Below are 26,199 nucleotides of genomic sequence, written 5' to 3' on the forward strand. Positions count from 1 at the left end.
CCCCGGCCCCCGCCACCGTGCCTCCGGTCCCCGCCACCGTGCCTCCGGTCCCCGCCACCGTGCCTCCGGTCCCCATTGCACCACCGGTCCCCACCGCATCCCCGGTCCCCACTGCACCACCGGTCCCCACTGCATCCCCGGTCCCCGCCGCTGCACCCCCGTTTCCCACCGCTGTGCCCCCGTCCCCCTCCCCGCCCCCGCCCCTCACCCCACGTTCCGGGCGATACGCGAGCTAAGGAGCCCGCGATGAGCGACATGATCACCGCGGACCTGGTCGACCTCGACCTGTCCGCCGACACCAAGGAAGAGGCGGCGCGTGCCCTCGCGCAGCGGATGGCGGCCCTGGGCCGGGTGACCGACCTGGCGGGCTTCCTCGCCGACGTGGCCGCCCGTGAGGCGCAGATGCCGACCGGCCTCGACGGCGGCATCGGCATCCCGCACTGCCGCAGCGAGCACGTCACCGAGCCGACCCTCGCCTTCGGGCGCAGTGCGGCCGGCGTCGACTTCGGGGCGGCGGACGGACCGGCCGACCTGATCTTCCTGATCGCCGCTCCGGCGGGCGCCGACGACGCCCACCTGACGATCCTCTCCTCGCTGGCCCGGCAGCTGATGAACGCCGAGTTCACCGCGGCGCTGCGCTCGGCGGGCAGCACGGAGACCGCCGCGGCGCTGATCCGCGGGGAGGAGCCGGGCGGTGCCGACGACACCGGTGCCGGCATAGCCGGTGCCGGCGACTCCGCGGCCGGCGACACCGGTTCACGGAAAGCCGGTTCGGCAGACGCCGGCTCGGAGGGCGCCGGTACGGCAGACGCCGGTGCGGAAGGCGGCCAGGACTCCGTGGCGACCCCGGCGGCGGCCTCCGTCGGGGCCGCCACGGTCGGCAGCGCCGCGACGCCCGGGACGCCGGGACCGGCCGGGGCACCCGGGTCGGCCGGTGTGTCCGAACCCGCCGGACCCGTACGGCCGTTCCGGATCGTCGCCGTCACCTCCTGCCCCACCGGCATCGCGCACACCTACATGGCGGCCGAGTCACTGGAGAACGCCGGCCGCGAGGAGGGTGTCGAGATCGTCGTCGAGACCCAGGGCTCGGCCGGATTCACCCGGCTCGACCCGGCGGTGATCGCGGCCGCGGACGGCGTGATCCTCGCCCACGACGTGGCCGTACGCGACAAGGACCGCTTCGCCGGGAAGCCCACCGTCGACACCGGCGTCAAGGCGGCCATCAACCGGCCCGGCGCGCTGATCGGCGAGGTCCGCGAGAAGGCGGCCCGCGGTGAGGTCACGGCGGCCGTCGGCGGCCGGGGCGGCGCAGACGGGACGACACCCGTCGAGCGCGGCGGGGAGTCCGGTGAGGGCTACGGCACCAAGCTGCGCAAGTGGCTCATGTCCGGCGTCAGTTACATGGTCCCCTTCGTCGCCGCGGGCGGTCTGCTGATCGCCCTCGGCTTCGCGATCGGCGGCTACGAGATCGACAAGGCGCCCTCCGTGACGGAGCACTTCGTGTGGTCCCAGGCGGACAGCTGGGGCGCGCTGCTGTTCCAGATCGGCGGCGTGGCCTTCGCCTTCCTCGTCCCGGTGCTGGCCGGCTACATCGCCTACGGCATGGCCGACCGGCCGGGCCTGGTCCCCGGCTTCGTCGGCGGCTCGATCGCGCTGACCGTCAACGCCGGTTTCCTCGGCGGCCTGGCGGCCGGTCTGATCTCCGGCGCGGTGGTGCTGGCGATCCAGCGCGTGCGGATACCGAAGGCGCTGCGCGGCATCATGCCGGTGGTGGTGATCCCGCTGATCTCGGCGGCGGTCGTCGGATTCCTGATGTTCGTGGTGATCGGCAAACCCATCGCGTCGGCGCAGTCGGGGATGACCGACTGGCTGAGCGGGCTGTCCGGCACCAACGCGATCCTGCTCGGCGCGCTGCTCGGCCTGATGATGTGCTTCGACCTGGGCGGCCCGGTCAACAAGGTCGCCTACGCCTTCGCCACCGCCGGCATCGCCGTCGCCGACCCCGGCGACTCCGCGATGAAGATCATGGCGGCGGTCATGGCGGCCGGCATGGTCCCGCCGCTGGCGATGGCCCTGGCCACCACCGTGCGCGGCCGGCTCTTCGACGCCACCGAGCGCGAGAACGGCAAGGCGGCCTGGGTCCTGGGCGCCTCCTTCATCTCCGAGGGAGCCATCCCGTTCGCCGCGGCCGACCCGCTGCGCGTCATCCCGTCCTCGATGGCGGGCGGCGCGGTCACCGGCGCCCTGTCGATGTCCTTCGGCGCGACGCTGCGCGCCCCGCACGGCGGCATCTTCGTGGTCCCGCTGATCGGCAACCCGCTGCTCTACCTGGTCGCCATCGCCGCCGGCGTGTGTGTCACCACGGCTCTGGTGATCGTCCTCAAGGGGCTGCGCAGGCCGGCGCCCGGAGCGACGGCCCCGGGGACGGACGCGGGAGCGGACCGTCCGGGCCCGGCGCCGGAACCGAAGCCGGCCGTGGCCGCGCAAGGGACGTGACGGGAGCGGGGCGCGCTACGGGATCACACCCGCGCTTACGGGGTCACCCGCGCCGCGCGCCGCTCCATCGCCCGGCGGGCCGTGTCCTCGCTGTCGTACACCTCGCACATGTGCCGTCCGTCCGGCGTGGCCGTGTGCTCGACCTCCCACAGGGAGACCTCGGCGCCGTCGCGCAGCAGGAACGCGTGCTCGTAGAGCGAGAAGCCGATCCGGGCGCGGCCCGCGCGGCCGGGACCGCCGAAGGCCTGGGTGATCCGGTGCCCGCACGCCGTCGACAACCGGTCGGCGAGGTCGGGCCCCGGCCGGTCCGTGTTCTCCGCGCGGCGCAGCAGCCGGCGGGCGTGGTCCGCGGAGGCCTCGGGAACGTAGGCGTGGCGCGGACTGGGGACCGGCGACAGCTGCACCTGCACCTGCACCGGCAGCTCGAAGCCGGGGGTCTCGGGCGGCAGCCCGAGCCGGGAACCGGCGGCGCGCAGCTCCTCCTCGTCCACGAAGACCTCGTGCCGCGGCTCGCTGCCCGGGGCGGTGTTGTGGACCAGCTCCCACAGCGTGAGGGCGGATCCGTCGGCGAGCAGCCAGGTGTGGCGGTAGGTCTCGCGGTGCAGTCCCGCGCTGTGGTGCGCGGAGTGCAGTGAACCGTCGTGCGCCAGCGCGCAGTCCAGCCGCCGCAGGATCTCGTCCGGCAGCTCGAAGGAGTTCAGGGCACGTCCGAGCAGCCGCATCAGGTGCTCCTCCGGAGACTCCGGCGACTCGGGTGGTTCGTACGCTGCCGTCTCGTACGGAACGCTCAAGGTTTCTCCCGGCGTTGCTGCATGTCACCTTGTGGGTGCATACCGTAGCCCCTCGGTCGGACATCATGTCCGGGAACCGAGAAAACGTACGCACGAAAAACGCGGAGGCCGCGCGAAATGTTCCCGCGCGGCCCGACGAACCGTCAAAATCCGCTGGTCAGAAGCCGTCCCGACCGGTCAGGTCGTTGTGCCCGCGTCGCCCGCGGTCCACTCGCTCCAGGGCATGTTCCAGCCGTTGAGGCCGTTGTCCGGCGCGATCGTGTCGTCCGGCGAGTTCTTGACGATCACCACGTCGCCGACGAGCGAGTTGTCGTAGAACCACTTGCCCGGGGTGTCGCCCTGCGCCCCCTGGGCGTCCGCCAGACCGACGCAGCCGTGGCTGGTGCCCTGGGCGCCGAAGGGCGGGTTGCCGCGGCTGTACCAGTAGTTGCCGTGGATGAAGGTGCCCGACTGGCTCAGCCGCATCGCGTGCGGCACGTCCGGGATGTCGTACTCGCCGCCGAAGCCGACCGTCGACCCGTTCATGCGCGTCTGCTCGGACTTCTCCGAGATCACCATCTGCCCGTTGTACGTCGGGTTCGAGGCGCTGCCCGCCGAGATGGGGACCGACTTGAGCGTCTCGCCCTCGCGCACCACCGTCATGGTCTGCGTGTTCACGTCGACCGTGGAGACCTGTGCGCGGCCCACGGTGAAGGTGACGGTCTTCTTCTGCACGCCGTAGACGCCGTTCGCACCCTCCACCCCGTCCAGGTCGATCTTCATGGTGACCTTGGAACCGGCCTTCCAGTACTCCTCGGGCCGGAAGTCGAGCCGCTGCCCGCCGAACCAGTGCCCGACCACCTCCTGCCCGCTGCTGGAGGTGACCGTGATGTGCGACTGCACGCTCTTCCGGTCGGTGATCGCCTTGTCGAACGTGAACGACACCGGCATCCCCACCCCGACCGTGCTGCCGCCGTCCGGGGTGTACGTGCCGACGAAACTGTCGGCGGTCGAGACGGTCGTGAAGACCGAGTCGGCGGCGGCCGTGCGGCCGTCGGCGTCCTCGGCCCGCGCCGTGATCCGGTACTTGGTGCCCCGCTCCAACCGCTCCTTCGGCTGCCAGCTTCCTCCGTCGCCGGACACCGCGCCCGGCACGGCGGCACCCGTCTCCGCCACGGTCATCCGCACGTCGGTCAGCTTGCCGTCGCTGACCTTCACACCCGTCGAGTTGATCGAGGCGCCGGTCGACCCGTCCTTGGCGGAGATCACGAGCTTCGCGACCGAGGTGTCGGCGGACCCGGCAGCGCCCTTGCCGTCCTGCTTGTCGTCGGCACTGGCGCTTCCACCGCAGGCGGTGAGAGTGAGGGCGCCGACCACCAGGGCGGCACAGGCCCCCAGTACGCGCCGCGTGGCTATGTCCGGCCTTGTCACGGGCTGCTCCACGTTCGGGTGTTGTGACGGTGTTCGCTTCAGCCGGGTAGAGGGGGGCGGCGGCCGGTGAGGTTCCCGCCGGTCGCCTTGGGCGCCGACGCGTGACAAAACCCGGACAATCGCAACGCGGACGCCTCAACCGGCCCCGGACAGCCGCCCGTACATCTCCCCTCGCACCTGTCCGCGCACCACCTCACGCCGTCCCCGGGGTCCGTCCGTACAACTCCCCGTACGACGGCCAGGCTCCGCCCGGACCGTCCACCGGCTCGGCTGCCCGCACCGCCCGCACGATCGCGCGCGTCACCGCGTCCGCACCCGCCGCCAGCACCTCGTTCAGCGCGAGCGGCTGCCCGGCGTCGAGCGGACGCTCCCCGGTGGCGAGGGCGAACACCGTGTCCCCGTCGCTGAGCAGATGCACCGGCCGCACGGCACGTGCGATGCCGTCGTGGGCGGTGCCGGCCAGCTTCTGCGCCTGCGCCCTGGACAGGTCGGCGTCGGTGGCGACGACGGCGAGCGTGGTGTTCAGCGGAGGCGGTGCGTTCCTCGCCGCGACCTCGGCCAGCCGGCGCCCCGCGGCCTCGTGGACGTCCGGCGCCGGGTACGCCACGCGTCCGCCCCGGAACAGCTCCCCGTACAGCACCCCCGTCTCCGGATCCGTCACCGATCCCGCCGCGTTGGCCACCACCAGCGCCGCCACCGTGATCCCCGACTCCAGCACGGTGCTCGCCGTTCCGACCCCGCCCTTCAGGGTGCCGACCACGGCGCCGGTGCCCGCCCCGACACACCCCTCGGCCACCTCGGCGCCGGGCGCGCTCGCGTGCGCCGCCGCGGCCGCCGCGTATCCGGTGGCCGCGTCCGGCCTGGCCCGGAAGTCGCCCCCGCGCCCCAGGTCGAAGACGCAGGCCGCGGGCACCACCGGCACCACGTGCGCCGGGTCCGGACCGACCCGCACCCCGCGTCCCCGCTCCTCCAGCCAGGCCATCACCCCCGAGGCCGCGTCGAGCCCGTAGGCGCTGCCGCCGGTCAGCACCACCGCCTGGACCTTCTGCACGAGGTTGCGCGGGTCGAGGGCGTCGGTCTCCTTGGTGCCGGGGCCGCCGCCGCGCACATCCACGGCGGCGACCGCCCCGCCCTCCGGCGCGAGCACCACCGTCGTCCCGGTCAGCCAGCCGCCCCCGGTGCGCGTCTCGTGCCCCACCGACAGGCCGGCGACGTCCGTCAATGCGTCAACTGTCATGCGGCCAGTGTGGTGCAGCCGCCGACGGCGACACGGGAGGGACCCGGCGGGCCCCGAGGGTGCTTCAGGCGGCCGACGCCGCCGTCCTGCGCTCCCGTTCCTTCCGCCGTGCCGTCAGGGCCACTCCGGCCACCACGGCCAGCGCGGACACGATCCCCGCCAGGAGCACAGCCTCGTCGCCGAGGAAGGTGCAGCCGATCACCAGGAGCGCGGCCGTCGGCAGCACGAGCTGCTCGGCGACGCCGACCTTGAAGTGCCGGGCGTGCAGCGCCCACACGGTGAGCAGGAACACCGCCGTCGGCACGGTCACCGCCGCGGACGCCGCGAGCGTCGAGAGGTGCGCCTTGCCCACGGCCTGCTCCACCGCCACCTCCAGACCCGCCCCGATCGCCGCCGCCGAGGCGAACACCAGGTAGTGGCCGTAACCCCACAGGAAGGCCTGCCTGCTGGAGCGCAGATAGCTGTGGACGGGGACGACGAAGTAGATCCACCAGGCCGCGAAGACGATCAGCAGTCCGCCCGCGGCGATCGGCAGCACCTCGCCCAGCGCGTCGTTCTCCTCGATGCCGGACTTCACCGCGACCGTGGCCGCGGCGATGCTCTCGCCGAGCACGATGATCGTGAGCAGCCCGTACCGCTCGGCGATGTGGTGCGGATGCCAGGACGACGGGTGCCCGCCCTCGGCGAACGCCGGCACGCACAGCTCCAGCACCACCATCACCAGGAACAACCACCCCCGGCCGCCCTCCGGCACGATCAGCAGCCCCAGCCAGCCCAGCTGGCAGATCAGCACCCCGGCGGAGTACTTCCGGGCCATGGTGCTCTCCGGCGGCGCCGCGGACCGGGCCGCCCTGAGCCACTGAGCCGCCATGGCGATCCGCATGATCACGTAGCCGATGACGACGGCCGTCCAGTCGTGGTCCTCGAAGGCCCGGGAGACCCCGGCCGCCAGGACCAGCACCCCGGCGATCTGGACCAGCGTGACGACCCGGTAGAGGACGTCGTCGTTGTCGTACGCCGAGGCGAACCAGGTGAAGTTCATCCACGCCCACCAGATGGCGAAGAAGACCATCGCGTAGTTCAGGACGCCTTCGCCGGTATGCCCCTCGGCGACGGCGTGCACCAGTTGCACACCGGCCTGGGCGATGGCGACGACGAAACACAGGTCGAAGAAGAGCTCCAGCGGTGTGGCGACGCGGTGCGGCTCGTGCCGGTGCCGGGCCTTCAGCCGGCGCACCGGAGGGTGGCCGTCCGACGGAGGTCCTGAGGGTGCGCTCGTGGAGGGAGGATGGGACGTCATGGCTCCCAGCACAGCAGAGACGACGCGAATGTGCTTGCGGGCTGCCCTCACCCACCGGACGAACAGGTTGGAAAGGGCGGATTTCCCAGGCCGGTCGGGCGGGCGGGGCCCCCGGTCCGTGGACCGGGCCTCGTCCAGGGTGCGAGCCGTACCCTGGAGTCATGAGTACCGCCCCCGAACCCGAGCCCCGCGCGCCCCGGCCGGCGCTGGTCTTCGACGACCCGCTGGACCAGCAGACCTCGGACGACACCGACCGCGGCTGGGGCGAGCGGCCCGAGGGCGACAGCGCGGCCGACCTCAAGCGCTTCCTCGACGAGAAGCCGCCCCACCACCTCTGAGCGGCCGCCGCGAGCCCTACGAGCGGTCGTGCCCCGAACCTCGCTGGGCGACCAGCGCGTCGCGGATCTCCTTGAGCACCTCCAGCTCGGAGACCTCGATGACCTCCTGGGTGCTCTCCTTCGCCTTGCGCCGGGCCTCCTGCCGGGCCAGGTACTTCGACATGGGCAGCACCATCAGGAAGTAGACGACGGCCGCGGTGATCAGGAACGTGAGCGTCGCACCCAGCACGTGGCCCCACTGGATGCGCACGCCCGTCGCGCTGTCGCCCGTCCCGGTGCACGGGGCCTTCAGGCAGGAGCTGTAGGCGTCGAGGCTCTGCGTGCCGAACGCTCCGACCAGTGGGTTGATGACCCCCTCCACCACCGAGTTGACGATCTTGGTGAAGGCGGCGCCGATGACGACCGCTACCGCCAGGTCGATGACGTTCCCGCGCATCAGGAAGGCCTTGAAGCCCTGCCAGACGCTCGGCTCGTTCTTCTCGCTCACGGGTGGAGCTCTCCTCGCTTGAACAGGTGTAGGTACCAAACGCTCCGCAACCTACGACAGCGTTGCGCCGTCCTGTCCAATCCGAGCCCTCGAACGAGCGACGCGACGGGCTCAGCACAAGGTCACCGCCAACCGCGCCGTGGTAGCGGCGCCGACCAGCCGGTGAGCGGTGGCACGCGGCACCGACACGACGACCAGCGCGCCGCCCGCCGCCGAGTCCTCCACGGACTCCGGCACCCTCGTCACCCGCACCCCGCGCGCGAGCACCGAGGCGCCGCCCGCACCGCCGTCCCCGGTGGCGACCACGTCGACGCGGTCGCCCGGCCTGAGCAGCCGCACCGTGGCCGCGTCGGCGATGCGCACCGGCGCCGCCACCAGCCGGGTGGCGCGCCGCTCGCCCACCGGCTCGGCCACCGGATGCCCGTGCGCCCGCTGGGTCTGCTGCCCGTCGGCCCCCGGACGCGGGCCCGCCGCCACCAGCGCCGCGGCCGTGACGGCCAGCCCTACGGCGAGGGCACGCCGCCGGTGACGCACGAGCCGGTACAGCCCATGGCGCCCGCCGCGCACCCGCACCGGGGCGAAGTGCGGCACCTCGCAGGTGGCCGGCGCGTCGGTGCCGGGTGGAAGCGGACCGGGGAACGGCTCGGCGCCGGGCGTCACGGCGCCGGACGTGACGGGGGAGGGCCGGGCGGACGGAGAGGGCAGGGCGGGAGGGAACACGGTGACCACCACCTGTGACGAGGGACCGGCTTGCGCTCCCACGATGAGGCTTTCCGCCGGGTCCCGCCGAGGCCCGTGGACCCCCGGCCGGTTGTGGACAACTCCCTCACCGGAACGAGGCGTTCCGCGCCGCCGCCGCCGCCACCGCCTCCACCACCACCCTCGCCGACGGCCCCAGGCGCGCGCCGCTACGGCAGCGCGATCCCCGGATCCATCCCGCCCAGCGCCGCCCCGCACGGACAGTCCCGCTCCCCGGTGCCGGGCAGTGCGGCCACCGCGTCGAACAGCACGCCCCGCAGCCGGTCCACGTTCGCCGCGAACACCCGTAGCACCTCCTCGTGCGAGACGCCCTCGCCGCTCTCCGCACCGGCGTCGAGGTCGGTCACGAGGGTCAGCGAGGTGTAGCAGAGCTCCAGTTCACGGGCGAGCGCCGCCTCCGGGTGGCCGGTCATGCCCACCACCGACCAGCCCTGCGCCCGGTGCCACCGCGACTCCGCGCGGGTCCCGAAGCGGGGCCCCTCGACCACGACCAGGGTGCCGCCGTCCACCGGTTCCCAGTCCCGCCCCCGGGCCGCCTTCAGCGCGGCGGCCCGCCCCGTCGGGCAGTACGGGTCGGCCAGCGACACGTGCACCACGTTGGGCATCGTGCCGTCGGGGGTCGGCAACCCGTCGAAGTAGGTCGACGGGCGGGACTTCGTACGGTCGACGAACTGGTCCGGCACCAGCAGCGTGCCCGGCCCGTACTCGGGGCGCAGGCCGCCGACCGCGCACGGGCCGAAGACCTGGCGGGCGCCCACCGAACGCAGCGCCCACAGGTTGGCGCGGTAGTTGATCCGGTGCGGCGGCAGATGGTGGCCGCGACCGTGCCGGGGGAGGAAGGCGACGCGCCGGCCGGCGACCTCACCGAGGAAGAGGGAGTCGCTGGGCGGCCCGTAGGGGGTGTCCACCCGGACCTCGGTGACGTCGTCGAGGAACGAGTAGAACCCGGAGCCGCCGATCACGCCGATCTCGGCCCGCGCGTCCCCGGCCGCGCTCTCCGCGCACTCCGCGCGCGCGTACGCCGCCCCCGCGTCCTGGTCAGGCCCGTTCCCGGTCTTCACCTTGTTCGCCATGCCCGCACCCTAACCGCCCCCGGCAACGCCGAGGACCCCGTCGTCGGACGACGACAGGGTCCCGTAAGAACTGGTCCTCGCGGCGGTGGGCCGGGGTGGACCTACGCGGCGGTGGTGCCGGCGGAGGAGCTGCTCGAACCCGACGACGAGCCGGAGCCCGAAGAGGACGAGGACGAACCCGAGTCCGACGACGAAGAGGCCGAGGACGCCGTGCTCTTGGCGGACGACGACGCGGGCGAGCTGCTCGACGAGCTGCCGCGGCTGTCGTTGCGATAGAAGCCGGAGCCCTTGAAGACGATGCCGACCGCCGAGAACACCTTCTTCAGGCGACCCTGGCAGTTCGGGCACTCGGTGAGGGCGTCGTCGGTGAACTTCTGCACCGCCTCGAGGCCCTCGCCGCACTCGGTGCACTGGTACTGGTACGTCGGCACTGTCTTCCTCCTGGCACTCTCACTCGATGAGTGCTAACGACGGTCTATAGTGACCTATTCCTCGGGATCAGTCCACTGTGGCGGGCGCGCGGTGACCGACACCACGTGCGACCGTCCGGCCCTGGGGCCGGGTCGCCAGCCGCGAGCGCAGCGTCACCAGGACCGCCAGGGCGAGGACCGTGCCGCCCATCGGCACCAGGAACCCGGCGCCCTCCCGGAAGCGGTCCTCCAGCTGTCCGGCGACCGTCACGGCCGCCGCCTGGCCCAGCGCCACCGCGCCGGTCAGCCAGGTGAAGGCCTCGGTGCGGGCGCCCGCCGGGACCAGGCCCTCGACCAGGGTGTAGCCGGTGACGATGGCGGGCGCGACGCACATGCCGACGAGCAGGCCGAGGCCGGCCAGCACGAGCACCGAGTGCGCGGCCCACAGCCCGGACGCGGTCAGCGCGAGGGCGGTGTAACCGACCAGGAGGCGCCGCTGCGGGGCCACCTTCCAGGCGATGGCGCCGCAGGCCAGGCCGGAGATCATGTTGCCCGCCGCGAAGACGCCGTACAGGACGCCGTTGAGACCGGGCTCGCCGATCGACTCGGTGAACGCCGCCAGCGACACCTGCATGCCGCCGAAGACGGAGCCGATGCCCAGGAAGGCGACGATCAGGACCCGGACGCCGGGGACCCGCAGCGCGGACACGTGCTCCACGCGCGTGTGCTCCTCGCCGGCGCCGCCGACCTTCGGCTGGGTGCTCTTCTGCGCGGCGAACAGCAGTCCGCCCACCAGGGTGAGCGCCGCTTCCGTGACCAGACCGGCGGCGGGGTCGACGGCCGTGCACAGAGCGGTCGCCAGCAGGGGGCCGAGGACGAAGGTCAGCTCGTCGGTGACGGACTCGAAGGCAGCCGCGGTGCTCAGCAGCGGGGAGTCCTTGAGCCGCACGCCCCAGCGGGCCCGGACCATGGGACCGACCTGCGGCACCGAGGCACCGGTGGGCACCGCCGCGAGGAACAGCGCCCACAGGGGAGCGTCCGCGAGCGCGAGGACGGTCAGGGTCAGCCCGGACGCCGCGTGCACGAGGACGCCGGGCAGCAGGACGGTGCGCTGCCCGTGGCGGTCGGCGAGCCGGCCGCTGTAGGGGGCGAACAGGGCCATGGAGACGCCGGTGACGGCCGCGGCGGCGCCGGCGACCCCGTAGGAGCCGGTGGTGTGCTGCACCAGCAGCACGATGGAGAGCGTGAGCATGGCGAACGGCTGGCGTGCCGCGAAGCCGGGGAGCAGGAACGTCCAGACGCCGCGGGTGCGCAGCAGCTGCCCGTATCCCGGACGGGTGACCGTGGATGCCACGGCCCGTGCCTTTCTGCCGCCTGGTAGCGCCGTCCCGCTTCGTGGTCGTCGTGCGGGAGCGCCGAGAGCTGTCCACTTGCGCGGACTGCGGTAGATGCCGGAGCCCGCGTGGACGAGGGGGCGATCCGACCGCCATACGGTCGCGCCAGCTCTGCTTCAGACAGAGGTGGTTCGATCAGGTGCGGCCTTCATCGTACAGGGGGTGGGAGGGGTGCGACCTGTGAAAGGGAGCACCCCTCATCCGCTCACCTGCGATTGCCCCGGGCGCCCTCGGTGCCTCCGGTGCCCAGCCAGCCGGCCAGCTTGCCGCCGTGGCCGACCGCCCGCAGCCGCTCCTCGGCGGCGTCCCGGACGGGGTCGGTGGCGACCACCAGCAGCTCGTCCCCGCGCCGCAGCCCCGTGGTCGGCAGCGGCACGAAGGACGTCCCGTCCCGGACGACGAGGGTGACGGCGGCCCCGGTGGGCAGCCGCAGCTCGTTGACCTCGACGCCGTGCATCCTGGAACCCTCGGGGATCGTCACCGACAGCAGGTGCCCGCGCAGCCGCTCCAGGGGGGCCGACTCGATGCCCAGGTCGGCAGCCTCGTCCCCGGTGCCCAGCCGCAGCTTGCGGGCCAGCCACGGCAGCGTCGGACCCTGGACCAGGGTGTAGACGACGACCAGCACGAAGACGATGTTGAAGATGCGGTGGCTGCCGGCGACGCCCTCCACCATGGGGATCGTCGCCAGGATGATGGGCACCGCGCCGCGCAGCCCGGCCCACGACATCAGGGCCTGCTCCTGCCACGGCACCCGGAAGGGCGCCAGGCACAGCACGACGCTCAGCGGACGCGCAACCATGGTGAGCACCAGGCCGATGACCAGGGCGGGCAGGATGTCGTCGCCCAGTTCGTGCGGGGTGACCAGCAGGCCGAGCAGCACGAACATGCCGATCTGGGCGAGCCAGCCGAGCCCGTCCGCGAACCCCCGGGTGGCGGGCCAGTGCGGCAGCCGCGCGTTGCCCATGACCATCGAGGCGAGGTAGACGGCGAGGAAGCCGCTGCCGTGGGCGATCGCGCCGGCCGCGTAGGCGGCGATGGCGATCGACAGGACGGCGATGGGATAGAGGCCGGAGGCGGGCAGCGCCACGCGCTTGAGACCCCAGGACCCCAGCCAGCCCACCGCGAGGCCGATGGCCGCGCCGATGGCCAGTTCCAGGGCGATCTCCCCGATCAGCACGTACCAGTGCTCGATGGGGCCGGCCGTGGAGAAGGCGACCACGAGGATGACCACCGGGGCGTCGTTGAAGCCGGACTCGGCCTCCAGCGTGCCCGTTATCCGCTTCGGCAGCGGGATCCTGCGCAGCACGGAGAAGACGGCCGCGGCGTCCGTGGAGGAGACCACGGCCCCGATGATGAGCGCCTGCCGCCACTCCAGCCCCGTCAGGTAGTGCGCGCCCGTCGCGGTCACGCCGACGCTCACCGCGACTCCGGCCAGGGCCAGTGCGGAGGCGGCCGGCAGGGCCGGTTTCGCCTCCTTCCACTTCGTGCCGAGTCCGCCCTCGGCCAGGATCACGACCAGGGCCCCGTAACCGATGACCTGGACGAGTTCGGCGTCGTCGAACCTGATGTCGCCGATGCCGTCCTGGCCCATGGCGACGCCGATGGCCAGGTAGACGAGCAGGCTGGGGAGCCCGCTGCGCGAGGAGATCCGGACCGCCGCCACGGCGATGAGCAGGACGAGCGAGCAGACGAGCAGGAGCTGGTTGAGGTGGTGGACAGTCAGCGGCCGTTCCCTTCCCTGGCGCACAGCACGGATCACGGTGGCGGCGAGCACGCCCGCTCGACGCGCTGGGCGTGCACCGGCGCACCCCCATGGCACACGAATCCGTCATGCTCTGCGGGCAACTACTTCGTTACCTTACCTAACTCTTGACGTTTTCTTGACGCTCGGCTTGGCAAGATCGAACGCTCGTACGTCCCGGTACCCGACTCCGCGTCAAGGCGGCACTGGGTCTGCGCCTACAGTTGCTCCAGCGCTCGGCGCTCAGCGCTCAGCCTCCGTACGAAGCACAGCCCGCCCCTGCCGCTCGTGTTAGGACAGCAAGGACAGCGATGCCCCCCACCACCACCGCCTTCACGGGTCAGCAGTCCGGCACGTCCCGGACGTCCGGCAGGAAGAAGGGGCGCAAGGGCCGGCTGCTCGTCCTGGTGCTGGTCCTGGCCGTCATCGGGGGCCTTGCCTTCGGGGCGTACTGGACGATCAGCACCGTCCGCGCGTCCTTCCCGCAGACCAAGGGCTCGATCACGCTGGACGGCCTGTCGGGGCCGGTCGACGTGAAGCGCGACGGATACGGCATCCCCCAGGTCTACGCCTCCACCGACGAGGACCTGTTCATGGCGCAGGGCTACGTCCAGGCGCAGGACCGGTTCTACGAGATGGACGTCCGCCGGCACATGACCGCGGGCCGCCTGTCGGAGATGTTCGGCAAGGGCCAGATCGACAACGACGAGTTCCTGCGCACCCTGGGCTGGCACCGGGTGGCGCAGAAGGAGTACGACGAGAAGCTGTCGGCCTCCACGAAGAAGTACCTCCAGGCGTACTCCAAGGGCGTCAACGCCTACCTGAAGGGCAAGGAGGGCGCGGACATCTCCCTGGAGTACGCCGCGCTCGGCTTCACCAACGACTACAAGCCCCAGGAGTGGACCCCGGTCGACTCGGTGGCCTGGCTCAAGGCGATGGCCTGGGACCTGCGCGGCAACATGCAGGACGAGATCGACCGCGCCCTGATGACCAGCCGCCTGGGCCCCAAGCAGATCGCCGACCTCTACCCGGCGTACCCGTACGACCGCAACAAGGCGATCGTCCAGGAGGGCCAGTACGACGAGCTCACCCGGACGTTCGACGGCGGCGACGGCGGTTCGTCCGGCAGCGACGGCACGGGCACGGGAACCGGCACCGGCACGGGAACCGGATCGGGCACCGGCTCCGGGACCGGATCGGGCACCGGCTCCGGGACCGGATCGGGCACCGGCAGCGACAGCGGCAGCGCTCTCCAGGGGCAACTGGCCGGACTCCAGGACGTCCTGGACGACGTCCCCACCGCCGTCGGCGTGAACGGCAACGGCATCGGCTCCAACTCCTGGGTCGTCTCCGGCAAGCACACCATCACCGGCAAGCCGCTGCTGGCCAACGACCCGCACCTGTCGCCGTCCCTGCCGTCGGTCTGGTACCAGATGGGCCTGCACTGCCGCACCGTCTCCGCCAAGTGCCAGTACGACGCGGCCGGCTACACCTTCGCGGGCATGCCCGGCGTCGTCATCGGCCACAACCAGGAGATCGCCTGGGGCCTGACCAACTCCGGCGCCGACGTCACCGACCTGTACCTGGAGAAGATCACCGGCGCGGGCTACCAGTACGACGGCAAGGTGGTCCCCTTCAAGACGCGCGAGGAGACCATCAAGGTCGCCGGCGGCGACTCCAAGAAGATCGTCGTCCGCGAGACCAACAACGGCCCCCTGCTCTCCGACCGCGACGACGAACTGGTGAAGACCGGCAAGAAGGCCACCGTCGACAGCTCCGCCCCCGACCGCGGCGACGGCTACGGCGTCGCCCTGCGCTGGACCGCGCTGGAGCCGGGCACCTCCATGGACGCCGTCTTCGCGATCGACAGGGCGCGGAACTGGGACGACTTCCGCGAGGCCGCCACCCTGTTCGACGTGCCCTCGCAGAACCTGGTCTACGCCGACAGCGAGCACATCGGCTACACGCTGCCCGGCCGCATCCCGGTGCGCGCCGAGGGCCACGACGGGTCCGTCCCGGCGCCGGGGTGGAGCCCCAAGTACCGCTGGACCGGTGAGTACATCGACCAGGACGAGCTGCCCTACGAGTACGACCCGGACCGCGGCTACATCGTCACCGCCAACCAGGCCGTCGTCGACGAGGACGACTACCCGTACACGCTCACCACGGACTGGGGCTACGGCGCCCGCAGCCAGCGCATCACCTCCCTGATCGAGCAGAAGATCAAGGACGGCGGCAAGATCTCCACCGACGACATGCGCCAGATGCAGCTGGACAACAGCAGCGAGATGGCCAAGCTGCTCGTGCCCCAGCTGCTGAAGATCGACGTCGCCGACAAGGACGTCCGCGAGGCGCAGAAGCTGCTGGAGGGCTGGGACTACACCCAGGACGCCGACTCGGCCGCCGCCGCCTACTTCAACGCCGTCTGGCGCAACATCCTCAAGCTCGCCTTCGGCAACAAGCTGCCGAAGGAACTGCGGACCGAGGGCCAGTGCCTGTGGGTCGACCCGGTCAACACCACCGGTCCCGCGGACGAGACCAACAAGGTCCGCGAGTGCGGCCAGCGCGAGGCCGGCCAGGCCCAGCCGGACGGCGGCGACCGCTGGTTCGAGGTGGTCCGCACGATGCTGGACAAGCCGAAGAGCGACTGGTGGACGACGCCGGCCAGCGGCACCCGCAAGGGCGCCGACCACAACCGCGACGACCTGTTCAAGCGCGCCATGACCGACGCCCGCTGGGAGCTGACGGCCAAGCTCGGCAAGGACATCGACTCCTGGAACTGGGGCCGGCTGCACCGCCTGTTCCTGAAGAACCAGACCCTGGGCACCGAGGGCCCCGGATTCCTGAAGTACGCGCTCAACCGCGGCCCCTGGAAGCTGAGCGGCGGCGAGGCGGCGGTCAACGCCTCCGGCTGGAACGCGGCCGGCGGCTACGGGGTGATCTGGGTGCCGTCCATGCGGATGGTGGTCAACCTCGGCGACCTCGACAAGTCCCGCTGGATCAACCTCACCGGCGCCTCCGGACACGCCTACAGCGCCCACTACACCGACCAGACCGACAAGTGGGCCGAGGGCGAGCTGCTGCCGTGGTCCTTCTCCAAGAAGGCGGTGGACGAGAGCACGAGCGACACGCTGGTGCTCAAGCCGTAGCCGCCACGCGCCGACTGACGGAAACGGCCTCCACGCACGCGTGGAGGCCGTTTCCGTGCGTCCCGGCGCCGGTGGACCCCGCGCGTCGGCGGACCCCGCGCGTCGGCGGACCCCGCGCGTCAGCGGAACCTGCTTGTCAGCGGAACCTGCGCACCCCCGAAGGCGTCACCACCGCGTCCACCGGCCGGTCGTGCGGCTCGGCGGGGACGCGCGCGACGACCTCCCGGTCGTACAGCAGCACCAGCAGCGCGGGACGCGCGCCCGCCGCCTCCAGGCGCGCGAGCACCCGGTCGTACGACCCGCCGCCGCGTCCGAGCCGCAGGCCGCGCCCGTCCACCGCCACCCCGGGCAGCAGCACGACGTCGGCCAGCGTCACCGCGTCCGGCCCCAAGCGCTCGCCGGCGGGCTCGCACAGCTCCATCCGCCCGCCGTGCCGCACGCGCGCGAGGGAGTCCTCCCCGGTGTACTCGCCCCAGTCCAGGTCGTTGTCCGGCAGCAGCGCGGGCAGCAGGACCCGGGCACCCCGCGCGCGCAGCGCGTCCAGGAGCGCGAGAGTGCCGGGCTCGGCGCCCACGGAGACGTACGCCGCCACGGCGCGCGCCCCCGCAAGCTCCGGCAGCCCGAGCGCCCGCCCGGCCAGCGCCCGCGCGGCTTCCCGCACGTCATCCGGTGTCAACCTGTTCCTCGCCGCGAGGATGTCCCGCCGCAACGTCCGCTTGTCAGGTTCGTCCACAGGGCCGAGATGAGACATGGATGACTCCCGTACCGCGCTAATGCGCTCATATGAGCGCCTATGATCCCGAGTCACAGATTCTCCCCATAGGCACCGGATATGGTGGCGCGCATGACTCAGTCCCACCCCAGGATCAGCAAGGCTGTCATCCCAGCAGCCGGTCTCGGTACCCGGTTCCTGCCGGCCACCAAGGCCACTCCCAAGGAGATGCTGCCGGTCGTCGACAAGCCGGCGATCCAGTACGTGGTCGAAGAGGCCGTGGCCGCGGGCCTCGGCGACGTCCTCATGGTCACGGGCCGCAACAAGCGCCCCCTGGAAGACCACTTCGACCGCAACTACGAACTGGAGTCCGCCCTCCAGAAGAAGGGCGACGCGGGCCGCCTGGCCAAGGTCCAGGAGTCCAGCGACCTGGCAATGATCCACTATGTCCGCCAGGGCGACCCCAAGGGCCTCGGCCACGCCGTCCTGTGCGCCGCTCCGCACGTCGGCCACGAGCCCTTCGCGGTGCTGCTCGGCGACGACCTGATCGACCCGCGCGACCCCCTGCTCCAGCGCATGATCGACGTCCAGGAGCAGTACGGCGGCAGCGTGGTCGCCCTCATGGAGGTCGAGCCGGAGCAGATCCACCTCTACGGCTGCGCCTCCGTCGCCCCGACCGGCGACGGCGACGTCGTCAAGGTCACCGGGCTGGTCGAGAAGCCCGAGGCGGCCGAGGCCCCCTCCAACTACGCCATCATCGGCCGCTACGTTCTCGACCCGCGCATCTTCGACATACTCCGCAAGACCGAGCCCGGCCGCGGCGGCGAGATCCAGCTCACCGACGCCCTCCAGCAGCTCGCGGCGGACGAGAAGGCCGGCGGTCCCGTGCACGGCGTCGTCTTCAAGGGCCGCCGCTATGACACCGGCGACCGCGGCGACTACCTGCGTGCCATTGTCAGACTCGCATGCGAACGTGAGGACCTGGGCCCGGACTTCCGGACCTGGCTCCGCAGTTACGTAGCCGAGGAGATGCAAGGACGTTGAGCAGCAGCGCGCACCGTGACACCGGCCACGACCACGCCCTCGCGGACCCGGGACCGGACCGGCTGTGGTCGGTCCAGGACCACCTCGACGACGTCCTGGCCACCGTCCGCCCCCTGGACCCCATCGAGTTGAACCTGCTCGACGCCCAGGGCTGCGTGCTGGTCGACGACATCACGGTGCCGCTGTCCCTGCCGCCGTTCGACAACAGCTCCATGGACGGGTACGCGGTGCGGGTCACCGACGTCGCGGGCGCCAGCGAGGAGTTCCCCGCCGTCCTGGAGGTCGTCGGAGACGTCGCCGCCGGCCAGGCCGACCCGGTCACCGTGGGCCCCGGCCAGGCGGCCCGCATCATGACCGGCGCCCCGCTGCCGCCCGGCGCCGAGGCCGTCGTCCCCGTGGAGTGGACCGACGGCGGGCTCGGTGAGGGCCCCGTGGCGGGCATGCGCGCCCGCAGTCTCGCCCCCGAGGGCGCCGAGGGCCACGTCCACGTGTACCGCCCGGCCGAGGAGCGGGCGCACGTCCGCGCCAAGGGCAGCGACGTCCGCTCCGGCGACCGCGCCCTGGCGGCCGGCACGGTGCTCGGCCCGCCGCAGATCGGCCTGCTCGCCGCGATCGGCCGGGGCACGGTCCGCGTGCGCCCCCGCCCGCGCGTGGTGGTGCTCTCCACGGGCAGTGAACTCGTCCAGCCCGACGAGCAGCTGGCGTCCGGTCAGATCTACGACTCCAACAGCTTCGCGCTCACCGCGGCCGCCCGCGACGCGGGCGCCATCGCCTACCGGGTGGGCGCCGTCACCGACGACGCCGACACCCTGCGGTCCACCATCGAGGACCAACTGGTGCGCGCCGACCTGATGGTCACCACCGGCGGCGTCAGCGTCGGGGCGTACGACGTGGTCAAGGAGGCGCTGGCGCACGTCGGTGACGAGGACGAGCCGGGCGGCGGGGTGGACTTCCGCAAGCTCGCCATGCAGCCGGGCAAGCCCCAGGGCTTCGGCTCGATCGGCCCCGACCACACCCCGCTGCTCGCGCTGCCCGGCAACCCGGTGTCGTCGTACGTCTCCTTCGAGCTGTTCGTGCGGCCCGCGATCCGCACCCTGATGGGACTGCCCGACGTGCACCGCCCGACGGTCACCGCGTCCCTGGCCGCGGACAAGGCGCTGACCTCGCCGAAGGGCCGCCGGCAGTTCCTGCGCGGCAGCCACGCCGACGGACGGGTCACCCCCGTCGGCGGCTCCGGCTCCCACCTGGTGGCCGCCCTCGCGCAGGCGAACGCGCTGATCGTCGTCCCCGAGGACACCGAGTCCGTCGAGCCCGGCGCCCGGGTCGAGGTGGTCCTGCTCGGCTGACCGGCCCCCGATGGCGGTACCGTGTCGCGCACAGCAGGCCCACGCGCCGCACCGCGCCGGGCCACGACCGGGAGCGCCACACGAGCATGAGTACGCAGGACCGAGCGCCGAGCGGCGGACAGGACCCGCAGGACCGGCTGACCCACATCGACGAGGCGGGCGCCGCCCGCATGGTCGACGTGTCCGGCAAGGACGTGACCGCGCGCACCGCCCGCGCCAGTGGACGCGTCCTGGTCGCGCCCCGCGTGATCGAGCTGCTGCGCGGCGAGGGCGTACCGAAGGGCGACGCCCTGGCCACCGCCCGCATCGCGGGCATCATGGGCGCCAAACGCACCCCCGACCTGATTCCCCTGTGCCACCCGTTGTCGGTGTCCGGTGTGAAACTGGACCTGTCGGTCGCGGACGACGCCGTGGAGATCACCGCCACGGTGAAGACGACGGATCGCACGGGCGTCGAGATGGAGGCGCTCACCGCGGTCTCCGTCGCCGCGCTCACCGTGGTCGACATGGTCAAGGCGGTCGACAAGGGAGCGGTCATCACGGACGTGCGGGTGGAACAGAAGACGGGCGGCAAGTCCGGCGACTGGAACCGGTCATGACCCCCCACGGTTCCGTGGGCGGCGCGCCGCCCGGACCGTACACCGCCCTGGTGGTCACGGCGTCCAACCGCGCCGCCGCCGGTGTCTACGAGGACAAGGGCGGCCCGCTGGTCGCCGAGGGCCTGCGCGGCTTCGGCTTCAGCGTCGACGGCCCTCGGGTGGTGCCCGACGGCGACCCCGTCGAGGCGGCGCTGCGGGCGGGCGCCGACGCGGGGTACGACGTGATCGTCACCACCGGCGGCACCGGCATCTCGCCCACCGACCGCACCCCCGAGGCGACCCGCGCCGTGATCGACCACGAGGTCCCGGGCATCGCGGAGGCGATCCGGGCGTACGGCCGGGACAAGGTGCCGACCGCGGCCCTCTCCAGAGGCCTGGCCGGAGTGGCGGGCGGGACGCTGATCGTCAACCTGCCGGGCTCCTCCGGCGGTGTGAAGGACGGCCTGGCCGTACTGGAGCCGCTGTTGAGGCACGCCGTGGACCAGCTCCGCGGCGGCGACCACCCGAGACCCGCCAGTGACGGGGGTGCGAGCTGAACAGCCCCTCCTGGCCCGCGGAGCTGAGGGACGGCGACATCGTCCTGAGGCCGATAAGGCTGCGCGACCAGCGGACCTGGCGCGAGGTCAACCGGCGCAACCGGGACTGGCTGCGCCCGTGGGAGGCCACCATTCCGCCGCCCGGGCCCGCCGGTCCGATCGCGCACCGGCCGACCTACCGGCAGATGGTGCGGCACCTGAGGTCCGAGGCGCACGCGGGCCGGATGCTGCCGTTCGTCATCGAGTACCAGGGGCGGCTGGTCGGTCAGTTGACGGTGGCCGGCATCACCTGGGGCTCGATGTGCTCCGGACACGTCGGCTACTGGGTGGACGAGGCGGTGGCCGGCCGCGGTGTGATGCCGACGGCCGTGGCGATGGCCGTGGACCACTGTTTCCGCACCGTCGGACTGCACCGCGTCGAGGTCTGTATTCGCCCCGAGAACGCGCCCAGTCGCCGGGTCGTGGAGAAACTCGGATTCCGCGAGGAGGGTCTCAGGCCGCGTTATCTGCACATCGACGGAGCCTGGCGGGACCATCTCGTCTTCGCGCTCACCGCGGAAGAGGTTCCCGAGGGTCTGCTGCGGCGCTGGCGCCGGTCGCGGGACCGCGGCGCGCCGAACGCGGGCAACAGAGGAAGCGGCGGGAGCAGCGGGAACGCCGGGAACATCGGAAATTGAATACACGTTCGAATTTGATCGCGTGGCGATCGTCCGGGGACGGGTAATTTCCCGCCCTGACAGTCGGCTGATCGGATCGGTCACAAGAAAAGTTCGAAATATCAGCCAGATCGTGCGACACACCGGCTCAATTGGCGGATGGCCTCACACAAACCCCTCTACCGTGTGAGGCGTGAGCAGCAGCGGCCTGATCTACGCAGTCATCGTCGGGGCCTGGGCCGCCTACTTGGTGCCGATGTGGCTCCGTAGGCAGGACGAGCTGAACGAGGCCCGTCCGACGGAACGCTTCAGTACCGCCATCCGGCTGCTGTCCGGACGGGCGGGCATGGAGCGCCGGTACGCCAAGGACCTGCGGTCGCGCCCCGCCGACGAGGCGGAGCCCGGCACCGACGCCCCGGACGCCGTCACCGACTCGGTGGACGTCCGGGCCTTCGCCGTGTCCAGGACCCGACGGCACACCCGGCCGGCCCCGCCGCAGCAGACGGCGGAGCGGCCCGAGACGGCACGCCCGCAGCCGGGCGGCCCCGGGCACCACCCCAGATCCGGGCAGTCCCCGGCACCCGGCCATCCGGTGGAGAGCGGTACGGCACCGGCGCGGGGACAGGTGCCGCACGCCCGGCGCGCGCCCGAGTCACCTGCGGCGGCCGCGGCACGGGCCCGGCGCACCAAGGTTCTCGCCCGCCGCCGGCGTACCACCGTGATGCTCTTCCTGGCCTTCACGCTCGGCGCGGTCGTCGCGGCGGTCGGCGGGCTCGCGTTCCTGTGGGCGCCGGGGGTGCCCGCGGTGCTGCTCAGCGCCTACATCGCCCACCTGCGCGCGCAGGAACGCCGCCGCTTCGCCTTCCAGATGGACCGCCGCCAGGCCGAGGTCGCCGCTCAGCGGCTGCGCGACCGCGACCCCCGCCCGCGCCGGCGCACACCTGCCGCCCCCGGCGGGCCCGGCGGGCCCGCCGGACCCGCCGGCGACCTCGACACGGAGGAACCGGACGACGGCCCCGACGCGGAGCCCGGTGCCGGCATGTCGGCGCTCGCCGCGGACCGGCGTGCGCTGGTCGAGCAGACCGACCACGCCGAGTGGGTCGACCAGCAGCGGGAGCGCCGGGGGCGTCCGCAGGGCGACAGCTGGGACCCCGTGCCGGTGCCCCTGCCGACCTACGTGACCGCGCCGGTCGCCCCCCGTGCCACGCCCGACGTGGACCTGGCGGCGCCGGACGCGTGGAGCTCGGCCCGCTCCAGCGCCGTCGCGCCCGACCAGGAGGACGCCGCCCGGGCCTCGACGCCGGACCGGGACCGCCCGGCGGCCCCTGCCGGGGAGCGTCCGGCGACCGAGGCCGAGGAGCGCCCGGAGACCCCCGGCCGCAGCGACGCCCGCCGTGCCGCGTCGGCCCGCCGGGCCAGGGAACGGGGCCGCACCCCGCTCTTCGACCAGTACGAAGACGGCGACCGGCCCCGCGCGGCCAACGAGTAGAAGCGATTTTTGAGCAGGCCGGTAGGGGTGCTAAAGTTTCACTCGTTGCAAGGGCCTGTGGCGCAGTCCGGTAGCGCACCTCGTTCGCATCGAGGGGGCCAGGGGTTCGAATCCCCTCAGGTCCACGCACGGCCGTCCTTGAGTCAGCTCAAGTTCGGTTGACGAGATCCCGGCGATCATGATGATCGCGCGGGATCTCCGTCGTTTCCGGGGTGTTTGCCGGACGTGCCGCGTACGGCGGGCAGTTCGTCCGCCTGCGGGTGGGCTCACGGCGGCGTTTCCTGGAGACGCACTGCCTTGCGGGCGTGGAGATCGACGGCCGCACGCACCCCTGAACACAAACGCCGAGCCGCGTCCGGCAGTTGTGAAAGCCGGCGGTGTCCCGACGCCGGAGAGCCGGCTCACGACGGTGTGATGCCGTCGTGAAGTGCCGGTCCGGCGACGTGGGCATCCGTACCACTCGGCCGGAGAGCGGCATGGGGAGGGCGGGCCGAGGCGAAGGCCACGGTGAGCTGGTCGAGCAGGGACGCCGCGCGGGGGTGGGGGTCGCGCCGTGGCGTGATCGTGTAGATGCCGCGGGTCGGGGGATCGACGAGCTCCACGGTGGTGACGTCGGTCCGCAGTGCGCGCGCCAGCACCCCGGGGATCAGCGCGATGGCGTGGCCGGTCGCGACCAGGGCCAGTTTGCCGGGCAGATCCGCCGCGGCGAGGTCGATGCGGGCGCCGACACCGGCGCGGGCGGCGTGCTGGTGCAGGAGTGCCGCCGAACCGTCGTTGTCCTCGGCCCAGATCTGGTCGGCCAGTGTGCGCATGTGCACCGGGCCGCGCCCGGCCGACGGGTGGTCGACGGGCAGTGCGACGACCATGTCGTCCAGCCCGAGGAACCGGCGTTCGACCCGCGGGTCATGGGGCAGGCCCGGCGGTGCGTCGGTGACCACGGCGATGTCGAGATCGCCGGTGGTCACACGGTGGTGCAGCTGTGCGCTCAGACCGGGAAGCAGGCTCCACCGGACCGGACCGGCCTGCCGCAGCAGCGCCCGGACGGCCTCGGGAACGATCCCCGCGGCGAGAGAGGGTGTCGCACCTATGGTCAGTGGCCGGTCGAACGCCCCGTCGCCCGCCTCCCGTGCCGCGCTTACGGCACGGTCCGCCTCGTTGAGCGTGGCCAGAGCGTGGTGGCGGAACACCTCGCCGGCCGGGGTCGGGCGCACACCGCGCGCGTGCCGCTCCATCAGGGGCACGCCGAGCTGCCGCTCCAGACCGGCGATCTGCCGGGAGACGGCCGACTGCGTGTGATGGAGTTCGGCGGCCGCCGCCGACAGCGACCCGAGTCGGCACACGGTCACGAAGGTCCGCCACACCGTCAGTTCCATGGCGCCAGTATGACCAGCCGCTATGCGGGCTCCGCAGAGCCGCCCTGCACGACCTGCGCTTGTCGCAGCCCGTGTGCTGCACCAGCCTGGCGCGCATGACCCCACCACACACGATCGCCGTCCTCGGCCTGGGACGCATGGGCGAGGCGATCGCGACGCGACTGGCCGGCCAGGGCTGGGACGTCGTCGGCTGGACACGCTCCGGGCACACGTCGGGCACCGTCGAGACGACCGGTGATCCGAACGACGCCGTGGCGAAGGCCGACCTCGTGCTCCTGGCACTGTTCGACGGCCCCGCCTGCCGGCAAGTCCTCGACGACGTCCGTGACTCCCTGCGTGCGGGGGCGACGGTCCTGAACACCAGCACCGTCGCCCCCGCCGAAGCCTCGGCCCTGGCCCGGCACATCGGCCCGGCCTACATCCACGCGCCCGTGCTCGGCTCCGTACCGGCCGCCGCCGCCGGAGCCCTGCAGATCCTTGCCGCCGCCAACCAGGAGACGCTTGACCGAGTCAGGCCGGTCCTGGCAGCGCTCGGCACCGTGCGGCCCGTCGACGACGCCTCCACCGCCGCCGCCCTGAAGCTGATCGCCAACCACAGCCTCGCCGGCGCCGTCCTCGCGCTGCGCGACGCGCTACGGCAGGCCGACGCCCTCGGCCTGCCCCGGACCCAGGTACTGGACGTCCTCGAACTCGGCCAACTGGGCGGGCTCGTGGCCCGCAAACGCCCCTTCCTCACCGACCGGCCCGGCGCCGGCACGGCCGAGTTCACCATCGGCGCACTGGCCAAGGACATGGCTCTGCTGGCCGCCGCGTCCCACACCCCCCTGCGCGGCGCGGCCGGCCCGGCCCACACCCCAGCCGACTCCGAAGCCGACATCGCCGTCGCCGCCACGGCGCCCGCCGCGGCAGACGCCGTACTCGAACCACTCCGCGCCTACATCCGCGGACACGCCACCGGCGACCCCGCCCACTTCCGCGACGCGTTCCTGCCCACCGCCCACATCGAGGGACTCCGCGGCGGCGCCTTCGTCTCCTGGCCCCTGGACGAGTACTGCGCCCTCTTCCAGGGCCGGCCGGCCCCGGACGAGGCGACCCGCTCACGCCGCATCGACACCCTCGACGTCCACGGCACCGTCGCGACCGCGACCATGACGCTCTCGCACGGCCCGGACACCTTCACCGACATCTTCCTGCTGGTCCACGCCGACCACGGCTGGCGCATCGCCAACAAGGCGTATCACCGCCACCCCTGAGGAGCCGGGGAACGCTCACCGCACACACGGGGAACGACCTCCAGGGCGCCCGTGCCGGTGCGGCGCGCTACGGGACCTGGAGGGCCTTCGCGTAGCAGAGGCTCTCCTCGTGGAAGCGGTAGTAGCCGAACTTCCCGCACGGCTCGTAACCGCTGGACGTGTACAGGGCCACCGCCTCCGGCTGCTTGGTGCCCGTCTCCAGCACCATCCGGGTCCGGCCCGCCGCACGGGCGTCCTCCTCCAGGGCGGCCAGGATGCGGCGGGCCAGACCGCGTCCGCGCATCTGCTCGATCACGAACATCCGCTTGAGCTCCGCGTCCCCGTCGAGGTTCCCCTCGTCGTTGGCGTCCTGGCTGCGCCAGCCGCCCGAGGCGACGGGGACCCCGTTCTCGTCGTACGCGATCAGGTAGTGGCCGTTCGGCGGCGCGAAGTCCGAGGGGTCCAGGTGCGTGGCGTCGCCGCCGTCGCCGTAGCGGACGTCGTACTCGGCCTGGACCTCGTCGTTGAGCTTCACGGCGTCGGGGTGGTCGAAGGGGACCCGGCGTATGTTCATGCTACCTACCGTATATCGATGCTAAGTCCGGGATCGGGGCACCGTCCAGTGTG

23 protein-coding genes and 1 tRNA gene are annotated in these 26,199 nt (G+C 72.6%); 11 read left to right on the forward strand and 13 right to left on the reverse strand.

What is annotated here, in order from left to right:
* Nucleotides 1–246: 246 nt before the first annotated feature.
* A complete protein-coding gene (locus EV562_RS24905) occupies nucleotides 247–2,496 on the forward strand; it encodes a fructose-specific PTS transporter subunit EIIC (protein ID WP_133889073.1) in 2,250 nt (749 codons plus the stop codon).
* Nucleotides 2,497–2,531: 35 nt separating this feature from the next.
* Here the strand turns inward: EV562_RS24905 and EV562_RS24910 are convergent, their stop codons facing one another.
* The 4 genes from EV562_RS24910 to EV562_RS24925 all read right to left on the reverse strand — a co-directional run bounded on the left by EV562_RS24910 (nucleotide 2,532) and on the right by EV562_RS24925 (nucleotide 7,234).
* Nucleotides 2,532–3,287 carry a DUF6227 family protein gene (locus EV562_RS24910; RefSeq protein WP_166661976.1) on the reverse strand — a complete coding sequence of 252 codons (756 nt, stop codon included), beginning with the start codon at nucleotides 3,285–3,287 and terminating at the stop codon, nucleotides 2,532–2,534.
* Between the two features lie 177 nt (nucleotides 3,288–3,464).
* The gene (locus EV562_RS24915) at nucleotides 3,465–4,697 is read right to left on the reverse strand and encodes an Ig-like domain-containing protein (protein WP_133889074.1); all 1,233 of its coding nucleotides are present in this window, start codon (nucleotides 4,695–4,697) and stop codon (nucleotides 3,465–3,467) included.
* 193 nt (nucleotides 4,698–4,890) lie between these two features.
* Entirely contained in the window at nucleotides 4,891–5,934 is a 1,044-nt protein-coding gene (locus tag EV562_RS24920; protein WP_133889075.1) for a P1 family peptidase, read from the reverse strand.
* A gap of 64 nt (nucleotides 5,935–5,998) precedes the next feature.
* A complete protein-coding gene (locus EV562_RS24925) occupies nucleotides 5,999–7,234 on the reverse strand; it encodes a low temperature requirement protein A (RefSeq protein ID WP_166661977.1) in 1,236 nt (411 codons plus the stop codon).
* Nucleotides 7,235–7,395: 161 nt separating this feature from the next.
* Between EV562_RS24925 and EV562_RS24930 the strand changes: the two genes are divergently transcribed.
* On the forward strand, nucleotides 7,396–7,572 hold the full coding sequence (locus EV562_RS24930; RefSeq protein ID WP_122617522.1) for a hypothetical protein: 177 nt from the start codon (nucleotides 7,396–7,398) through the stop codon (nucleotides 7,570–7,572).
* A gap of 16 nt (nucleotides 7,573–7,588) precedes the next feature.
* Here the strand turns inward: EV562_RS24930 and mscL are convergent, their stop codons facing one another.
* The 6 genes from mscL to EV562_RS24960 all read right to left on the reverse strand — a co-directional run bounded on the left by mscL (nucleotide 7,589) and on the right by EV562_RS24960 (nucleotide 13,451).
* The gene (gene mscL / locus EV562_RS24935) at nucleotides 7,589–8,059 is read right to left on the reverse strand and encodes a large conductance mechanosensitive channel protein MscL (protein WP_133889077.1); all 471 of its coding nucleotides are present in this window, start codon (nucleotides 8,057–8,059) and stop codon (nucleotides 7,589–7,591) included.
* A gap of 111 nt (nucleotides 8,060–8,170) precedes the next feature.
* Entirely contained in the window at nucleotides 8,171–8,719 is a 549-nt protein-coding gene (locus EV562_RS24940) for a hypothetical protein (protein ID WP_243860152.1), read from the reverse strand.
* Nucleotides 8,720–8,967: 248 nt separating this feature from the next.
* Nucleotides 8,968–9,891, reverse strand: a complete 924-nt coding sequence (locus EV562_RS24945) for an S-methyl-5'-thioadenosine phosphorylase (RefSeq protein ID WP_243860148.1) — start codon at nucleotides 9,889–9,891, stop codon at nucleotides 8,968–8,970.
* Between the two features lie 101 nt (nucleotides 9,892–9,992).
* A complete protein-coding gene (locus EV562_RS24950; protein ID WP_133889078.1) occupies nucleotides 9,993–10,322 on the reverse strand; it encodes an FmdB family zinc ribbon protein in 330 nt (109 codons plus the stop codon).
* Nucleotides 10,323–10,389: 67 nt separating this feature from the next.
* Nucleotides 10,390–11,655, reverse strand: a complete 1,266-nt coding sequence (locus EV562_RS24955; RefSeq protein WP_133889079.1) for an MFS transporter — start codon at nucleotides 11,653–11,655, stop codon at nucleotides 10,390–10,392.
* A 245-nt stretch (nucleotides 11,656–11,900) separates the two neighbouring features.
* Entirely contained in the window at nucleotides 11,901–13,451 is a 1,551-nt protein-coding gene (locus EV562_RS24960; protein WP_133889142.1) for a potassium/proton antiporter, read from the reverse strand.
* A gap of 296 nt (nucleotides 13,452–13,747) precedes the next feature.
* On the opposite strand from EV562_RS24960, the gene EV562_RS24965 reads away from it, so the two are divergent.
* Nucleotides 13,748–16,585, forward strand: a complete 2,838-nt coding sequence (locus EV562_RS24965; RefSeq protein ID WP_133889080.1) for a penicillin acylase family protein — start codon at nucleotides 13,748–13,750, stop codon at nucleotides 16,583–16,585.
* A 136-nt stretch (nucleotides 16,586–16,721) separates the two neighbouring features.
* Here EV562_RS24965 and EV562_RS24970 read toward each other — a convergent pair whose 3' ends face one another.
* On the reverse strand, nucleotides 16,722–17,336 hold the full coding sequence (locus EV562_RS24970) for a 5-formyltetrahydrofolate cyclo-ligase (protein WP_133889081.1): 615 nt from the start codon (nucleotides 17,334–17,336) through the stop codon (nucleotides 16,722–16,724).
* 93 nt (nucleotides 17,337–17,429) lie between these two features.
* Here EV562_RS24970 and galU point away from each other — a divergent pair, with 93 nt between their 5' ends.
* The 7 genes from galU to EV562_RS25005 all read left to right on the forward strand — a co-directional run bounded on the left by galU (nucleotide 17,430) and on the right by EV562_RS25005 (nucleotide 23,092).
* The gene (galU, locus tag EV562_RS24975) at nucleotides 17,430–18,341 is read left to right on the forward strand and encodes a UTP--glucose-1-phosphate uridylyltransferase GalU (RefSeq protein ID WP_133889082.1); all 912 of its coding nucleotides are present in this window, start codon (nucleotides 17,430–17,432) and stop codon (nucleotides 18,339–18,341) included.
* A 62-nt stretch (nucleotides 18,342–18,403) separates the two neighbouring features.
* Complete coding sequence (gene glp / locus EV562_RS24980) at nucleotides 18,404–19,687, forward strand: gephyrin-like molybdotransferase Glp (RefSeq protein WP_133889143.1); 1,284 nt, start codon at nucleotides 18,404–18,406, stop codon at nucleotides 19,685–19,687.
* An 86-nt stretch (nucleotides 19,688–19,773) separates the two neighbouring features.
* On the forward strand, nucleotides 19,774–20,286 hold the full coding sequence (moaC, locus tag EV562_RS24985) for a cyclic pyranopterin monophosphate synthase MoaC (protein WP_133889083.1): 513 nt from the start codon (nucleotides 19,774–19,776) through the stop codon (nucleotides 20,284–20,286).
* The gene (locus EV562_RS24990) at nucleotides 20,283–20,822 is read left to right on the forward strand and encodes a MogA/MoaB family molybdenum cofactor biosynthesis protein (protein ID WP_133889084.1); all 540 of its coding nucleotides are present in this window, start codon (nucleotides 20,283–20,285) and stop codon (nucleotides 20,820–20,822) included. Before moaC ends, EV562_RS24990 begins: the two co-directional genes overlap by 4 nt.
* Entirely contained in the window at nucleotides 20,819–21,499 is a 681-nt protein-coding gene (locus EV562_RS24995; protein WP_208298418.1) for a GNAT family protein, read from the forward strand. Before EV562_RS24990 ends, EV562_RS24995 begins: the two co-directional genes overlap by 4 nt.
* Before the next feature lie 172 nt (nucleotides 21,500–21,671).
* Nucleotides 21,672–22,967: a gephyrin-like molybdotransferase receptor GlpR gene (gene glpR / locus EV562_RS25000; protein WP_133889086.1), complete on the forward strand. Its 1,296-nt coding sequence runs from the start codon at nucleotides 21,672–21,674 to the stop codon at nucleotides 22,965–22,967.
* A 51-nt stretch (nucleotides 22,968–23,018) separates the two neighbouring features.
* A tRNA-Ala gene (locus EV562_RS25005) sits at nucleotides 23,019–23,092 on the forward strand.
* A gap of 276 nt (nucleotides 23,093–23,368) precedes the next feature.
* Here the strand turns inward: EV562_RS25005 and EV562_RS25010 are convergent.
* On the reverse strand, nucleotides 23,369–24,340 hold the full coding sequence (locus tag EV562_RS25010; protein WP_133889087.1) for a LysR family transcriptional regulator: 972 nt from the start codon (nucleotides 24,338–24,340) through the stop codon (nucleotides 23,369–23,371).
* Nucleotides 24,341–24,435: 95 nt separating this feature from the next.
* On the opposite strand from EV562_RS25010, the gene EV562_RS25015 reads away from it, so the two are divergent.
* The gene (locus EV562_RS25015) at nucleotides 24,436–25,593 is read left to right on the forward strand and encodes a nuclear transport factor 2 family protein (protein WP_133889088.1); all 1,158 of its coding nucleotides are present in this window, start codon (nucleotides 24,436–24,438) and stop codon (nucleotides 25,591–25,593) included.
* A gap of 67 nt (nucleotides 25,594–25,660) precedes the next feature.
* Here the strand turns inward: EV562_RS25015 and EV562_RS25020 are convergent, their stop codons facing one another.
* On the reverse strand, nucleotides 25,661–26,146 hold the full coding sequence (locus EV562_RS25020) for a GNAT family N-acetyltransferase (RefSeq protein WP_133889089.1): 486 nt from the start codon (nucleotides 26,144–26,146) through the stop codon (nucleotides 25,661–25,663).
* Between the last annotated feature and the right edge of the window lie 53 nt (nucleotides 26,147–26,199).

Source organism: Streptomyces sp. BK208 (assembly GCF_004364245.1).
Lineage (GTDB): Bacteria > Actinomycetota > Actinomycetes > Streptomycetales > Streptomycetaceae > Streptomyces.

What these genes read in the sequence shown, in the direction of transcription:
- EV562_RS24905 (WP_133889073.1), top strand. Translation starts at nt 247, where the DNA reads ATGAGCGACATGATCACCGCGGACCTGGTCGACCTCGACCTGTCCGCC.
- EV562_RS24920 (WP_133889075.1), bottom strand. Translation starts at nt 5,934, where the DNA reads ATGACAGTTGACGCATTGACGGACGTCGCCGGCCTGTCGGTGGGGCAC.
- EV562_RS24925 (WP_166661977.1), bottom strand. Translation starts at nt 7,234, where the DNA reads ATGACGTCCCATCCTCCCTCCACGAGCGCACCCTCAGGACCTCCGTCG.
- EV562_RS24930 (WP_122617522.1), top strand. Translation starts at nt 7,396, where the DNA reads ATGAGTACCGCCCCCGAACCCGAGCCCCGCGCGCCCCGGCCGGCGCTG.
- EV562_RS24945 (WP_243860148.1), bottom strand. Translation starts at nt 9,891, where the DNA reads ATGGCGAACAAGGTGAAGACCGGGAACGGGCCTGACCAGGACGCGGGG.
- EV562_RS24965 (WP_133889080.1), top strand. Translation starts at nt 13,748, where the DNA reads ATGCCCCCCACCACCACCGCCTTCACGGGTCAGCAGTCCGGCACGTCC.
- EV562_RS24970 (WP_133889081.1), bottom strand. Translation starts at nt 17,336, where the DNA reads ATGTCTCATCTCGGCCCTGTGGACGAACCTGACAAGCGGACGTTGCGG.
- galU (WP_133889082.1), top strand. Translation starts at nt 17,430, where the DNA reads ATGACTCAGTCCCACCCCAGGATCAGCAAGGCTGTCATCCCAGCAGCC.
- moaC (WP_133889083.1), top strand. Translation starts at nt 19,774, where the DNA reads ATGAGTACGCAGGACCGAGCGCCGAGCGGCGGACAGGACCCGCAGGAC.
- EV562_RS24990 (WP_133889084.1), top strand. Translation starts at nt 20,283, where the DNA reads ATGACCCCCCACGGTTCCGTGGGCGGCGCGCCGCCCGGACCGTACACC.
- EV562_RS25010 (WP_133889087.1), bottom strand. Translation starts at nt 24,340, where the DNA reads ATGGAACTGACGGTGTGGCGGACCTTCGTGACCGTGTGCCGACTCGGG.
- EV562_RS25015 (WP_133889088.1), top strand. Translation starts at nt 24,436, where the DNA reads ATGACCCCACCACACACGATCGCCGTCCTCGGCCTGGGACGCATGGGC.
- EV562_RS25020 (WP_133889089.1), bottom strand. Translation starts at nt 26,146, where the DNA reads ATGAACATACGCCGGGTCCCCTTCGACCACCCCGACGCCGTGAAGCTC.